The 13,793-nt window shown below is 50.4% G+C and carries 22 protein-coding genes; 21 read left to right on the top strand and 1 reads right to left on the bottom strand.

Annotated elements, in window-relative coordinates; translation table 11 throughout:
• Window positions 1-88: 88 nt before the first annotated feature.
• From ACFQ1M_RS09830 to ACFQ1M_RS09815, 4 genes are read left to right on the top strand one after another with little or no spacing between them, the layout of a single operon-like run.
• Complete coding sequence (locus tag ACFQ1M_RS09830) at window positions 89-253, top strand: hypothetical protein (RefSeq protein ID WP_386407629.1); 165 nt, start codon at window positions 89-91, stop codon at window positions 251-253.
• 37 nt (window positions 254-290) lie between these two features.
• Complete coding sequence (locus ACFQ1M_RS09825) at window positions 291-515, top strand: hypothetical protein (RefSeq protein WP_386407626.1); 225 nt, start codon at window positions 291-293, stop codon at window positions 513-515.
• 5 nt (window positions 516-520) lie between these two features.
• Window positions 521-748 (top strand): hypothetical protein, encoded by a 228-nt coding sequence (locus ACFQ1M_RS09820; protein ID WP_386407623.1) that lies wholly within the window; start codon window positions 521-523, stop codon window positions 746-748.
• Window positions 749-783: 35 nt separating this feature from the next.
• A complete protein-coding gene (locus tag ACFQ1M_RS09815; protein WP_386407620.1) occupies window positions 784-1,017 on the top strand; it encodes a hypothetical protein in 234 nt (77 codons plus the stop codon).
• 35 nt (window positions 1,018-1,052) lie between these two features.
• Here ACFQ1M_RS09815 and ACFQ1M_RS09810 read toward each other — a convergent pair whose 3' ends face one another.
• Window positions 1,053-1,298 (bottom strand): hypothetical protein, encoded by a 246-nt coding sequence (locus ACFQ1M_RS09810; RefSeq protein ID WP_386407618.1) that lies wholly within the window; start codon window positions 1,296-1,298, stop codon window positions 1,053-1,055.
• Window positions 1,299-1,552: 254 nt separating this feature from the next.
• On the opposite strand from ACFQ1M_RS09810, the gene ACFQ1M_RS09805 reads away from it, so the two are divergent.
• From ACFQ1M_RS09805 to ACFQ1M_RS09725, 17 genes are all read left to right on the top strand, one after another.
• Complete coding sequence (locus tag ACFQ1M_RS09805; protein ID WP_386407615.1) at window positions 1,553-3,199, top strand: transglutaminase-like domain-containing protein; 1,647 nt, start codon at window positions 1,553-1,555, stop codon at window positions 3,197-3,199.
• 34 nt (window positions 3,200-3,233) lie between these two features.
• Complete coding sequence (locus ACFQ1M_RS09800; protein WP_386407612.1) at window positions 3,234-3,698, top strand: hypothetical protein; 465 nt, start codon at window positions 3,234-3,236, stop codon at window positions 3,696-3,698.
• Window positions 3,699-3,768: 70 nt separating this feature from the next.
• Window positions 3,769-4,359, top strand: a complete 591-nt coding sequence (locus ACFQ1M_RS09795; RefSeq protein ID WP_386407609.1) for a hypothetical protein — start codon at window positions 3,769-3,771, stop codon at window positions 4,357-4,359.
• A gap of 78 nt (window positions 4,360-4,437) precedes the next feature.
• Window positions 4,438-4,653: a hypothetical protein gene (locus ACFQ1M_RS09790; protein WP_386407606.1), complete on the top strand. Its 216-nt coding sequence runs from the start codon at window positions 4,438-4,440 to the stop codon at window positions 4,651-4,653.
• A 3-nt stretch (window positions 4,654-4,656) separates the two neighbouring features.
• A complete protein-coding gene (locus ACFQ1M_RS09785) occupies window positions 4,657-5,016 on the top strand; it encodes a hypothetical protein (protein ID WP_386407603.1) in 360 nt (119 codons plus the stop codon).
• Window positions 5,013-5,297: a hypothetical protein gene (locus ACFQ1M_RS09780; RefSeq protein WP_386407600.1), complete on the top strand. Its 285-nt coding sequence runs from the start codon at window positions 5,013-5,015 to the stop codon at window positions 5,295-5,297. Before ACFQ1M_RS09785 ends, ACFQ1M_RS09780 begins: the two co-directional genes overlap by 4 nt.
• A gap of 14 nt (window positions 5,298-5,311) precedes the next feature.
• A complete protein-coding gene (locus ACFQ1M_RS09775) occupies window positions 5,312-6,292 on the top strand; it encodes a hypothetical protein (protein WP_386407597.1) in 981 nt (326 codons plus the stop codon).
• A complete protein-coding gene (locus ACFQ1M_RS09770) occupies window positions 6,276-6,470 on the top strand; it encodes a hypothetical protein (RefSeq protein ID WP_386407594.1) in 195 nt (64 codons plus the stop codon). The genes ACFQ1M_RS09775 and ACFQ1M_RS09770 overlap by 17 nt, the downstream gene beginning before the upstream one ends.
• Before the next feature lie 10 nt (window positions 6,471-6,480).
• Window positions 6,481-7,077: a hypothetical protein gene (locus ACFQ1M_RS09765; protein WP_386407591.1), complete on the top strand. Its 597-nt coding sequence runs from the start codon at window positions 6,481-6,483 to the stop codon at window positions 7,075-7,077.
• A gap of 13 nt (window positions 7,078-7,090) precedes the next feature.
• Window positions 7,091-7,621 carry a hypothetical protein gene (locus tag ACFQ1M_RS09760; protein WP_386407589.1) on the top strand — a complete coding sequence of 177 codons (531 nt, stop codon included), beginning with the start codon at window positions 7,091-7,093 and terminating at the stop codon, window positions 7,619-7,621.
• Window positions 7,546-8,163, top strand: coding sequence for a M15 family metallopeptidase (locus ACFQ1M_RS09755; RefSeq protein WP_386407586.1), 618 nt, complete (start codon window positions 7,546-7,548; stop codon window positions 8,161-8,163). The genes ACFQ1M_RS09760 and ACFQ1M_RS09755 overlap by 76 nt, the downstream gene beginning before the upstream one ends.
• A gap of 256 nt (window positions 8,164-8,419) precedes the next feature.
• Window positions 8,420-8,848, top strand: a complete 429-nt coding sequence (locus tag ACFQ1M_RS09750) for a hypothetical protein (RefSeq protein ID WP_386407583.1) — start codon at window positions 8,420-8,422, stop codon at window positions 8,846-8,848.
• Between the two features lie 23 nt (window positions 8,849-8,871).
• On the top strand, window positions 8,872-9,033 hold the full coding sequence (locus ACFQ1M_RS09745; RefSeq protein ID WP_386407580.1) for a hypothetical protein: 162 nt from the start codon (window positions 8,872-8,874) through the stop codon (window positions 9,031-9,033).
• A 21-nt stretch (window positions 9,034-9,054) separates the two neighbouring features.
• Complete coding sequence (locus tag ACFQ1M_RS09740) at window positions 9,055-9,333, top strand: hypothetical protein (protein ID WP_386407577.1); 279 nt, start codon at window positions 9,055-9,057, stop codon at window positions 9,331-9,333.
• Window positions 9,334-9,350: 17 nt separating this feature from the next.
• Entirely contained in the window at window positions 9,351-9,884 is a 534-nt protein-coding gene (locus ACFQ1M_RS09735; RefSeq protein WP_386407574.1) for a hypothetical protein, read from the top strand.
• A 96-nt stretch (window positions 9,885-9,980) separates the two neighbouring features.
• A complete protein-coding gene (locus ACFQ1M_RS09730; RefSeq protein WP_386407571.1) occupies window positions 9,981-10,439 on the top strand; it encodes a hypothetical protein in 459 nt (152 codons plus the stop codon).
• Window positions 10,436-12,847: an ArdC family protein gene (locus tag ACFQ1M_RS09725; protein WP_386407568.1), complete on the top strand. Its 2,412-nt coding sequence runs from the start codon at window positions 10,436-10,438 to the stop codon at window positions 12,845-12,847. The genes ACFQ1M_RS09730 and ACFQ1M_RS09725 overlap by 4 nt, the downstream gene beginning before the upstream one ends.
• Window positions 12,848-13,793 lie beyond the last annotated feature (946 nt).

The following is a 13,793-nucleotide window of genomic DNA, read 5'->3' as shown; positions in this document are numbered from 1 at the left end:
AAGCCTCCATAGGCTGGCAAAGGACATCGGGCTCAACAAGAGCGGCTACGACCCTGACACGTACTCCTATGACCTGCTCAGTGAGGCCATGAGCACCGCCGCCATGGAACTTGGGGCCATACGGGTGACGACCACCGACCTCGATGACATCATCAGGTCCATCCTTGAGACCGGACAACAGTCGGTGCCCAAAATGGTCATCAATGAAATGATCACGGTCGATGCCGAGGTGTTGAGCGAGGGACCGAATTGAATCAAGCCCAACACAGGACCTTTTAAACCACAACATCATGAAACAAGAGAACAACAACAAGGAATTTACCGCGCTTTACATCATTTGTTACGTTTGCGTGCTGCTGTTCATAGTTGCAATGGCATCATTCTTGCAAGCCATTAGATTGAACGACCATTGCGCGCAGCTGCGCAATGAGAACGACCGGCTCAAAAGTGAGCTGGTCCTTCTGAATCAGGCGGAACCGGATGAGGGTATCGGAAATGAACCAAATCTAAAATGAAAGCCATGAAAGATCTATCTTACACTGAAATGACGACAGACGAGCTCTATGAGGCCTACCTAAGGTCAAACGACCGTGAGGAACACCTGATCGAGCTGGAGATCCTTCGCAGGGTCGAAGAAGTGGAGCATAAACTGGTAAGGTCCAAAGTGCATCCCGCTTGGGCCTGGGTGGCCATCATATCACTAATGGCCTTGATGCTAACAATAATTCTGACATTGGTATGGAAATGATAACATTGGTATTCAAGATAATCAAAAGGGAAAAGATGGCCTTGGACATACCGTTGGACAAGATCCGACAGTTCCCGCTGCATGAGCAGCACCTGTATCAGAACGAATATGTGACCTTGGAATACAAATTCAAACCGACAAGCAACCTGGATGTCCAAGAATACATGGAGTATCTCAAGGGTCACTTCAAGCGGAAATACGATGCGTATTCAATTGAGGTTGGAATACTCCAGCAACAGCTGGGCAACAATGATGGAAAAGGGTCGTAAAGCTAATTAACCGCCCACTTCCTATCATTTTCTCCCTATAGGATCTCATCCTCAGGACCGATCACACTCAACTTGACGAGCAACTCCTTGATCTCCAGCTTCCTTACCTCGCGCACATGCTCTGCCTGTCTCTGAGTGATCCCCTCGGCCTTTCGGCTTTTCAATACGATGCCTGGCAGCACCTTCTTGATGGTATTCTCTGATATCGGATGTAGAAAGGCGTAGAGCACCTGTTTTCTGACCGAATCGGGAATGGGCTTCCCGTGTTCCAGTTTTCTCATGATCATTGTGGTTTAAAAGGTTCTTCAAAATTAATAAATAATATCTATTAGATCAAGTGTCGAAATAGTTTTTAACTACAGTAGATCACGTTATTCTCTACTATCCTTCGAAAATCCCAAACAGGTCCGTAAAATCTTCTTCAATCCCAATTAGCCACTGACCATATCATATTTGAGTCCAATATTTACACTCAGAAGCAACATCGAAACAACGAAGGAGCAATGACAAAGTTCTTTGGAACATCAGAGCAAGTATGGACAGCCTGGCAATAAATAGCAGCCTGTATCGCGAGATCCTGGACGGACGAAATTTTGACCGCCACTTCGAGCGTAACAGCTGTCCCGTCAAGAATGCGGGTAGAGGAAGAACAGACTTCGGTCTGAAGGCCATGGCCAAGGCCGCAAGGATATATCAGCAACAGGCAAGCAACATCGCACCGGTCCTGGACCAGGGAAATCTGGCAGACACCATCGAGGAGATCCATTGGTTCCTCTACAACCACATCCAGTACAGCATCGACCCCGCAAGGCAACAGCTAAGGTCACCGGCCTGCAGCTGGGCAGAGAGAAGGAAAGGCATCGATTGCAAGAGCTACAGCATATTCGCCAGCACAATACTTCTCAATCTCGGCATCAAGCACTATCTGAGGCGAGTGAGACAACCGGACCTCCACGAGGACGCGTTCACGCATGTCTACGTGTTGGTCCCCTTGGACCAGAAGAGCGGGTCATTGACGAGATATTACATCATTGACGGCACAGTGGAAGAGAACAATGAAGTTCCCTACCTGGAAAAAGACGATATTTTTATGGAACCGACACTAAGCTATGTTTACATGGGATCACCGGCACCAGGTTGCACCTGTACAGGGCAGCACGGTCACGGTGCGATAGACCTCGTGGGAGGGCGTACGCTCGCGGCCCCAACGGCACAGATACAGAAGGCCCTCATGGACTTCGAAAATTTCTTGGAAATGCTGCGACAGTTCGCCCCTTCCCCATTGGCGTTGCAACAGTTGCGCAACATCGTACTGGATAAACTCGAAACGGGCAGGGACCCACTCATACGGATCACAAAGAGGGGAATAAGTGTGGATGACACCTTCGTGAATCTTTCGACCACCTTCAAGAACCTCAGGTCTCAGGTCGGCCCAGCAATGGGTGCAACCGGAGACATATTGGGCATCGTCCCCGGTCTGGACATCCTGGGGAATGTACTGGACCTTGGCTTTGCGGACAACACCTTGGGTGCGGTCCTTGCCAATGGCTTCAACTTCTCATGTTGGGGCGCATCATGGAATCCGGAATCTGCCAAGGCATCGGCTAAATGGGCCATCGGGGAAATGCAAAAGGACCTGAACACCTTCATCAACTCACGACCGCAGCAGCTCATTCGGGCATTCAACGACTTCCTTGTCGAAAAGGCTTATAAGATACACAGCGCACAGCGGCATTGGTTGATGACCACGGCGAAGGACTGTACCAAGGACGGGCTGACCATCCTGGTGGAGACCGAGAACAAGGCCATACAGGCATTCACACAGGCGGTGAGGAATCGATTGCAGTCACAGGGCTATGCCATGAGGATCGCCACTCCAACAAGGAAATTCTATCCAGACCCATGGGAAAAGGGACATGACCTCACCATGGACGTCGAGCAATATTCCATTACAAGGACCACGGGGGGAACGGACCTTGACTTTGGAGGTGGTGACAACGACATCCTCGCGGACGGCCTGTCCGACACCTTCGTGGACGGCGATGGGAACATCCAGACCACGGGGAACGGCCCGAGACCGCAGCAGGCAGGAATGGGCGGAGGGCTGGTGGTCCTCCTGATAGCTGGAGCAGCGGTCGCAACGATCGCCTATGGTAGGAGCGTATTTGGTAAGACGAAATAGAAGACATCAACATTAACAATTAACAATTTTCGCTATGAAACTTAAAACTCAACAATCAGTCACTAAAGTGGTGGAGGCCGCTGGTGCCTATGGACTCGGTGGCATGACCAGCAAGGGAGCGGCCATGCTGCTGATCAGATCGTTCGGTCTGAACAAGATGGTGGCTCAGGCCATCGTCGCATTGCTCGGGGTCACCGGGGCCGTATTCCTGAAGAACAACTTCGCCCAGAACACGTTTGCCGGAATGACGGCATGGCAGTTGGCCGAATTCGTCAGCGACAAGGTCGCACCGGCACTACCGGAGAACGATGGTTCCACCGTCAAGCAGTTCTTCCATGACGTGGTCGGTGGCGGGACCACCCCGGTCGCCATCGCCGCAAGGAAAAGGCGAGGTCGCCGGCGCGGTATGGCAAGGGCGGTGACGAACGGCATTCCCTTCCTGGCAAGCGACCAGACCATGCGCACCCAGCCCATGAAGACCGGCATATCAATGGCCTGACAGGCTACGCGATAGCATAACAATCAAAATCGAACAGAGAACATTCATCAATCATTAAAAAATCAAGATCATGTCAAGATTAACAAAATTCGAGATCGCAAAGGCCTACTTCGAGGACGCCGCAGAAAAACAGCAGCTCGATGCGATAACAAACGCCAACATCGCTGCCGGTAAGATTCAGCTGAAGGAGCACGCCATCGTGGTCGCGGCCCAAGTGGCCTCGCCGGGAGGGACCGTCTCGCTCTTCCAGGCCAATCAGAACGAGCTCGTGGGAAACTCCTCGATCAACAACCAGAAGTTGCCTTCGGGCCAGAATCACCTGTCCTTCAGTTTGGAGGTACTGTATGGAGTCGGTCTGATCGCAGCAGATGCAGGTAATGTCGATTACAGTTCCGCTTTGCCGGCCGACCTGAAGAACGCGGACCTCCTGGTACTGGAGGCCGAGACCGAGAAGTTGCGGATCCCCATCGAGGTTATCAACGGAGCCAAGAACTCAGACAGCTATTTCACGGAGATCCATCAGGTACTGTTACGTGCCGAAAAGAAGATCGACTTCAAGATCGAATTCCCTGCCGCAGGTGCAGACTTCGCACCAGGAGCCGGTAATGCGGGCTTCGTAAAGGTGATCAGCCGTGGTATGGTGACCAATGACCGAAGCTAGACCAGGTCCGCAAATATATTCATCAACCAAAGCCTTTGGCCAAACATCATAGGCTGGAGGCTTTTCAAATATCAAGCCATGTCAGTAATAGGTAAGACAAAAGAAGAATTGCGATCCATGGCCATGCCATTGGGGATCGACCCCGCCCTGCCATATAAGGAGCTTCAGAGCGCCATTGCAAAGGCGACCAATGACGACAGACCTGCAAAGGCGGAAATCATCGGAAACAGGAAGAAGCTGTTCGTCAAGCACCGCGATAGGAATCCATTGATCAGAAACCGTAAATGTCATTAGGCCATGAAAAGAACGAAATACAACACCATCCCGCTCAACCTAGCGAGTGCGGCATTGCAGAACACTGAGATCGGCACCCCGGACAGGGGACGATGCATTGGGATCGCCGTGGTCAATGGGAGCGCCGATACCATTACGGGAATATTGAACATCGGGATAACGGCCTCCAATGGGGAGGCCATCGTGCAGCCGGTGGATCACAGGATCCTCAAGAGAGGTGAGATCGGAGGCTACAACGGATTCATTCCGGTGAACTTCGAGACCAACGGAAAGGTCAAGGTGAACATCAGCAGGTCCTCGGCCCTTGCGCAGACGTTCATAGGACAGCTCGTCCTAGTGATAGAGATAAACGATGAGCTATGAGGGCAGGTGTCATTGAACCGATATTGATCAGTGATAACAAGGTCGTCAACTTCAAGGACCTCTACGGAAAGGGCGTCTATGACGTCTCGGTGAGGAACATTGGGGAGAAGGACGTCCGCATCATGGGAGTCGACATCATCAAGACCGATGACATATTCCGAGCATCGACCGACATGCTGCTGCTCAACGAGAACTTCTCGGTGGAGTTCATTGACGACCCGCTGACCCCCGGAGCCACCCAAGGTGCGGTCCTATGGTATGGGATCGTCCAATGTGAATGATAAAACAATGTACCATGAAAGAATCGAACAGCCCATTACAGCCCATACTGAATCACCTTCAGCGACTACCGACAAATTCGATCACGGTCGTGAATGGCAAGGTGAAGAAGCAACGTGACGGTGTCTTCAAGGACAGATACTGCTTCACCATGGAGGACATACGCAAGGAGTTGGAGAACCCAAAGTTTACGAATATCTACGAAGGTAAGGCGACTGGGACCGATATCGAGGCACTGACCACATTCATCATGGCCCTGCCGAACTTCGGACTTGGTACCGGCAGTACGGTCAATCTCAAGATGAGGAATGGAACGACCCAGAAGATCGTCAACCGGGACCCCATAGAGCTAAAATTCAGGTCCCAGGAGCAAGGAACGACATCAATTGAAAAACAGACAGATATGTCCACATTAGAGAACAAGGTCCACGAGGCCGTACCGGTGTCACCCACGGAATCGCAACTCATTGGGATGGCCGCTCGGTTCAGGGCGGAGTCCAAGTTGGAGTCCATACAGGAACGCTATACCGACAAGGTGGAACAGAACGCGAGCCTGAAGGAGGACCTTGGCGATGCAAGGTCCAGGATACGCAAGCTGGAGGAGGAAAATCTGGGTCTGAGGTCGAAACTATCGATCGCCGAGGCGGAGAAAGGTCTGGCCATCAAGACCATCGAATCAGAGAAGAGGTCGGTGTTGGACAGCGATGTAGCGGTCAAGCTGGTAGAGAACCTACCGAGCCTCGCATCCGCCCTGGTCAACTTGGCAGGCAAGAACAACGGTGCTGCCGTGTCGGGAATGGGAGCGTCCGACCCGATAAGTGAGAACAAGCGGTATTTCATAGATCAGATCATGGACCCGGAGATCCTGGATGACGACCTCAAGTTCCTTTATGAGGTACTTCAGGCACACTTGCAGAATCCTGATTTCATGGGCCAAGTGAGACAACTGTTGACATCCATGATCAAACCAATAGCGAACCATGGCACTGACGGTTAGGATCTCAGGCTCGGACACGATGGACACATCACAGCGCAAGGACGCCATGGATGCCATCAATGAGCTGCCTACAAAGGTGCTCTTGAGGTTGAAGAAGGTGTCCAGGTCGCCCAAAGCGGTCGAATACTTTGAGAACGACGGCAAATATCGAACGGTACGGATGTTCTTGAATATCTAAAACGGACAAGATGAAGGCAGCAACGATAAAGAAACGAAAAGGCAACAGCAACATCCAGAAGGTAAAGGGCACTGCTGCAAAGGCAGTGAGGTCCATCGGCGACACCGTGGTCACCAACTCCCTCCCCACCCTGTACATCGTTGGTGGGATCGTCGGGGCCATTTTGATCGTCAGTCTTGTACGTACCGCCTCCAAAAGGGTGACCGGCATCCTAACGGGGGACCCCGATATAGACGACCAGGTAGAGGGAACCGGTGGAAGCACGGTGGGTGCGACCATATCCAACCAGACGGCCATCAACTTTGCACAGCAGCTATTGGACGCGATGAACGCCAAACAGCCCTTTTGGGGCACCGATGAGGACGTCATCCTGGCCGTCTTCAGACGCATCGACAATGGCCAGGACTTCCTGAAGGTATTCGATGCATTTGGCAACAAGGACTATAATGGCCACAATTCGCCACCGGAAGGATTCTTCAGCAACCTTGACAGCTATGAACCTCGAAATCTCGTGTACTGGCTTCAAAGTGAACTGGGTCCCGGGGATGGCGAGGTCTATGACCTGGTAAAGGAAAGAGTGAATCAAGCGGGCTTCTCGTTCGCATAAAACAAAAATTGCTATGGAATTGAACTTAGTAAAAGCACCACAACCGATCATCGAGATGGATCTTGGATTCGATCCCGATGGACTTCCATTCGGTGACCCACGAGAATGGGCGCAGGACCCGTTAGAACCTAATTGCGCAACGAAAGGTTGCTTACAGAACACGGTCGCCGCGACCATCGACATCACCTCGCAGGTGGTGGACACCAACGGAACACCACTGATCGGCGCACACGTGGTGGCCGAAATCCCTGGCGGTCCACTGGTGACGACCATCACCAGCGCAAGAGGGCTGTTCTTTCTGGACGTGCCCGCCAATGGCATGGTGAGCATATCGCATCTCGGAAAGGAAACGGTGAGCATTCCTGCAAGTCGCATCCCCTCTCAGATCGTATTGGAGGACGAGACCACACAGCTGGAGGACGTCGTCGTTACGGCGAACACACCACCGAGCGATCTGAGGATCCCACTATGGATGTGGGCATTGCTCGTCTATGGTGGGTACAGGCTGCTAAGGCCAAGCAAAACGATAAAGGCCTCCATCTGATGAATAGGTGGCAGTACATACTCGCTGCCATTGGAGCGATAGCCATATTAGGAATCACAAACAAGGACCTTATCATGGACACATGGGACAGATTTACCAACAGACGCATCAGGAACCTCCACCCGATCATTAGGGATAAGGTCTCCGGAGCGATAAATAGGCTGGACAGGATGGGTATCAAGGTGAGGATCACCAAGGATGGCCATTTCCGCAGCTTCGAGCTACAGGATGAACTATATGCCATCGGAAGGACGAAGGACCTCCATCTTCCGAAGGTCACGAACGCACGCGCTGGTGAAAGCTGGCACAACTATGCGCTCGCTGTCGATGTGGTAGAAATAAAAAACGGTAAAGCACTATGGAGCAATCCACGATGGGAGATCATCGCACGAGAATTTGAAAGAGAAGGGTTTGAATGGGGAGGTCGATGGACAAGGAAGGACAGGCCACACTTCCAGTTCAGGAACGGGCTTTCGATATCACAGGCCAAGAACATATACCTGAATGGTCAGAGGGATGCAAGAGGATTTATCCTGGTATAGAATAACGAAAAAAAACGAACACGTAATGATAGGAGTCATATCAAAGAGCAGACCGGTCATCCCACCTGCCAAGACGTTCGAGAACGGTCTGACCGATACGCTTGACATTGTTAGACTGGAGGGCGACCTGACAAAGCTCACCGCGATCGATGTCCTCACATTCGAGTTCATCGTTCGAAGTGGGATATTTGGAGGGTCCATATCAAATGCTGGTGGAGCGGTCCTGCTTAACAGTGGGCTGACCGGTTCATTGAGGATGCAGGGAAGGTCCGGGGCAGAGTTCGAGGTCGGTTCTGGAGTGATCCTGAAGCCAAGTACCGACAATAGCACGAACTCACAGGCCGGGTGGCTGTTGAAGGACAACACCGGAAACGGTCAGTTGTTGTTTGAGGACCCCAACGAGAACGTATTCCTCAAGAACGCCTTGCTATCCGTAAAGACCAACAGGGAGACCATCACAGCGGCGAAGACGTTGGATGCCAACTCCCCATCGATACAGAATATCGAGAATACGACCGCCGGGGCGTTGAACGTGAACCTTCCGACCGTGGCCGTCAAGGATCGATATTTTCGGATCATGAATAGGTCGACCTCATTGAACAACATCGTGACGAATACCGTAGCGATCGCACCTGGGAGTCAATATGAGGTGGTCTATGATGGCACTGCATGGATAGCACTTTAGAAGAAACACCAAAAACGAATACAATGAATTACGCACATATCACCATCAGGAAGTTATTGGACATCGCATCCGAGAATGGGATAGAGAAACCAGAGGAACTTACCCTAGAAGATCTCATAGTTGAAATAGATAAAAGAAAGAGGGTATCGCTGGCCTTGGAAACCACCAAGAAACCTGAGCTATAGAACTTTAAAAAAGGACCTACTATGAATGAGATCATCACAATACTCATCCCCTACGTCTTTGGGGGTGTTTCGATACTCGGCTACCTGTTCGAGCGAAGGAAGCGCCTGGCGGAAGTGAAGAGTACCGAGACCGATGTGATGTCGAAGATACAGAAGGTATATGCCGAATATGTCGAGGAGGACAAGCGGCGATATGACGAACTGGCCAATGAACATAAGAAGGTACTTACCAAGTTGGCCGAGCTCGAGAAGCAGATAAACCAGTTCAAGAAGAAGTGTACCAACAATTGTGCAGCATGACAAAACATTCAAGCAACATGAGAACAACATTATACATACTCCTTCCCTTTCTTCTCATAGGATGTCTAGGCACAAAGAAGACAACGGAACGGTCCAATGTCACCAGGCAGACCGAAAAGAGTGAGATGCTAAGGGACAGTTCAAGGACCAAATCGATCAACAGGGCGATCGACAACGAGTACATGATCCCTTTGAAGAGCACGGACAGTTTGGTGAACGAGCTGGTGAGGGAGGCCTTCTCAAATTTCAGCGCCGGGGCCAGAAGTGGGAGCAACAGTACCAGGATCGTCTTCGATGAAGATGCACTGGCCTTCAAGATAGCCTCGATCGTCGGTGAGACCAGCGACATCGAGACCACCACAACGACCGAGACCAAGATGGAAAGATCATTCGAGCAGATCCTCATAGAGAATACCAAGAAGGTGATAAGGATGATACCGATGTGGGTCTGGGTGGCATTGCTTTTATGGTTCGCACCACAGATAATGAGTAGGATCAGACTGCTTGTGAATCCATTGATCGGTATCTTAAAGAAAAGTAACAAGAGATGAATTTGAAGGAAACTATCATAACGTCCATAGTGACCGCAACGGTCTTCTACTTCGTCTACAGGGGTCTGGAGAGGCTAACTATAACAAAAGGGAAGAATGAAAGTGTTGCTTAGCATATTGGCTTTAGGAGCGGGGGCGCTGTTCCTGTTCGGGAGAAGTAAGGCAACGGACCTCCAACAGATAATGGACAATATCAAGGTCCGTATAACAAGGATCTCCGACATTGACATATCCAAGGGAAAGCTCTTATTTACTGCAGACGTCTCGTTGGTCAATCCAACGATGGCCAGCTTCGGTTTCAACACCTTCAAGAATGCCAGCCTGAGACAGCTCAGGTTCTTCGATGACAATGGGAACTTCCTGGGAACCGCAGACACGAATTTCTTCGAACTCGACATCCCTCCTAACTCCTCGACCGCCCTCCCTTCGGTAAGGGTACGTGCCAATATCGGCCAGGTGGCCACAAGCCTACTGTTCGGTCAATTGGACGACCTGCAGGTAGCGGCAGACCTGGAAGTGCTGGGAAGGACCTACACCATAGATCAACAGCGATGAAATGTATAGAGAGATACAATGCCCTCAACGGGCGAAGGACAAAGAGAGAGGAGCTTGTCGAAATCGAGAAGGTCGCGAGATCTGAGGAACAGCTGCATGTCTCCAAGAAACTGGCTGGACTGCTTGCAGCATATCCAAAGGCCAGGCATTTCAAACTGGACGTGGGACATCAGGAAGAGGTAGTTCCGGTCTCGATGTTGGGCACTCTCTTCCACGAGGACCAACGTCCTTATAGAGGGATGGGCAAACCGGTCACGCCCTCTGAGATATACAAGTATGTGACTGACCTGATGGTCAACACCATCAAAAAAGTAGGCAATCTACCTTGGCAACGGGAATGGGAACGAACCACCCTCTACAACGGTCTGCAAGCAGTGAACTATGAGAGCAAGAAAGGCTACAGGGGCATCAACTACTTCCTGTTGAACTTCGAGGTCAAGTCGATCGATGGCGAGCACATCCTCGCACCCAAGGTATGGAAGAACCCCTTTTTCCTCACCTTCAACCAGATCAAGAAATTCAAGGGGAAACTGAAGAAGGGAAGCAATGGACATCGTGTTGTTTATTTCACCAGGCTCTATACCCATACCGAAGCGGACAACAATCAAATCTCCTTCTCATCTTATAGCAAGGTCAAATTCAAGAATTGGGTATTGAAGAACAAGGACAATATCAATATCCTCCAGAACACCGCATGGACCGTGGACAGGTTCGTGGATGGCAGCTTCATACCCATACTGAAATATTACAATGTCTTCAATGGCGGAGATGTGATCGGGATCGACTTTGGTGAGGTCCCAAAGAATGACAATGTCGAAAGACCGATAAGGGAACGCATCGAAATTGGCGAGCGCATTGTAGGGGCCATGCCCAATGCGCCAAAGATCATTTTCAAGGGTGATCAGCCCTCCTATAGACCGAGTACCGATACGGTGATGATGACCCCCATAGATGCATTCAACAATGAACAGGCATATTACAGCACCCTATTCCATGAGCTGGTGCACAGCACAGGACATCACAAGCGTCTGGACCGGGACCTGACAGGAAGCAGGGGAAATCAGGCCTATGCATTCGAAGAATTGATAGCAGAGCTCGGGGGGGTGTTCCTCTGCTCGGAATCTGGTATCCTGTTCTCCACTATCGAGAACAGTGCCAAGTATCTGAAGGGATGGAGCAAACGACTTGTCAACAGCATGGAGAAGGACGACAAGTTCTTCTTCAGGGTTGCAAGCAAGGCACAGGCTGCCGCCGACCATATCCTGGACAGGAACAAGGACGGGTTACCAAGCTACCGTATGGGAATCCAGGAACCCAAGGCGAAGACATCAAAGTCGGAGAAAAATAAAGGGAGGTCAAAGGCCAAAGATATGGCCTCACCGAGACGCAAGGGAATTGCCAAGATCGGTCTTTCGGCTTCAGGTAAGTTGAAGAAGGGATTCATGTACCTCAAAGGAGGAAAGATCGTGAAGGTCGAGAACGATAAAAACAATAGGAAAACGGTCATAGTCTTGGACGAGGAGCACGTGCCGAAACCAACTACGAACATGAAAAATGGAAAACAAGGGAGGCCATTACCCTCCGAGCTAGTGGTCGAGGAACAGCGACCAGCTCCAGTTTCCAACGAGGTCATTGTTCCGGTTAAAGAAGCGCTTACCGTTGCCGGCAATGACCTCACGGAAGGGGCTAGCGATCATCCTATAAATAGGAAAGTCATCACAGACCCAAAGATATCGAAGCTAGGATTCATCGCCGCGTCAAAGGCCCCTAGACGTGCCAATGGTATTTTTATGCTACCTGGGGAGATAGGTCAGTTCCTACAGCAGTTGCAGCCACACAAGGCTTTGATTCTGATCAAGGGTGACAAGCACAGCAGCAAGTCTCAGTTGGCCATGCAGATAGCGAACGCATTCGGTGAGATGAATCAGCCGGTGGGCTACATCGACTATGAACAAGGAGGGATCCATAGCAAGGACACGCAGAACTCCCTGAAGTGGAACACCACTGCGAAGGGAAGAGGCAATATCGCGATCAAGGGCGAGGTGGAGGATCCATTGAAAGAGATCGAGGAAATGTGCAAGTACTTCAAGGTCATCGTGGCCGACAGCGCAACGGACCTCGGACTTACGGCCGATGAGTTGAGCTATCTTAGAAACAAGTACCCCTCGGTGATCTGGGTGTTCATCATACAGGTGAAGGAGAACGGGAAGATGTATGGGGGCAACAAGATGGCACATAACCCAACGGTGATCATTCATTGCTACACGAGCACCCATCCACAGGACCGCTACGCCTCGCTCGAGAAGAACCGCGGCAATGACTTGAATCGCTTTTACAACATGTTTCACAAGCGATTGATCCCTGATCCTGGTCTCGGAGAGGAATTGCCCAACGAGATATTGATGTGATAGGGACAACTTCCAAATTCAATCGTTTTAAGTATTTTGTCCTGCTTTTTGGTGAGCACTATCATTTCTTTCAGAAACTTATCTGCAGGCAAATGGCCAAATCTTCAAGAACAAAACAGCTTTGTTGAAACTGCGGATAATTAGGAGGTATCGGTTTATGATCCTATCTTTTTGGTAGTAATTTTTTTTACGGGAAAACCGTAGCAGCAACTACAGGAAACTTCTTATTTTTACTTATACATCCAGTCCAGTGGCTTTTAGCCAACCAATATGGAGGAATAAACTGCATGATCATTTAAAATATATAGGAAATAAACGCCATTGCGTTTATATACAAGTTACGTGCAATGCATTAACTTATAATTCTTTCGGGCAGGCCCATTGTGCATTTTCAATGATCTTCTCTCCTACCCGCCCCAATTTTGTGGGCCTCTTTGCCGTCCCTCGCCCTGGGCCATTTTTTTGGGTCGCAGCTCGCAAAAAATGTATCAATGACCTTTTATTACCTGCAAGGCCTTACCCTTACGGCGAGCAGCCTGGCGCATAGGGCTCGGTTACTCTCTAACCTTCTTCGGGCGTCATTTTTTGGTCGCCGCAACATGGTCGCTGTCCATCTTGCTATCTTTTGGACGAAGCCTTTCACTGCCCTCAGCGATGAAAAAAATGGCTGGAATCTTGGTCCATGCCAACTTGCAAGGCCTAGGTCTGCACAGCACGTAACAATGTGTATGATCCATGGCTATGGCCTGTCACTTTTCTGAAAATTCCAGCGGAATTTTCACAGGTTCGCGATTGTTTGCTAAATTGGGTGCCAAACAACGCAACGGATCATACACCCGGCCGTTACGTGCAATGCCTTAACTTATAATTCTTTCGGGCAGGCCCATTGTGCATTTTCAATGATCTTCTCTCCTACCCGCCCCAATTTTGTGGGCCTCTTTGCCGT

Source organism: Sungkyunkwania multivorans, from assembly GCF_042675645.1.
Classification (GTDB): Bacteria; Bacteroidota; Bacteroidia; order Flavobacteriales; family Flavobacteriaceae; genus Sungkyunkwania; species Sungkyunkwania multivorans.
This window is presented reverse-complemented; position numbering and strand designations above follow the sequence as displayed.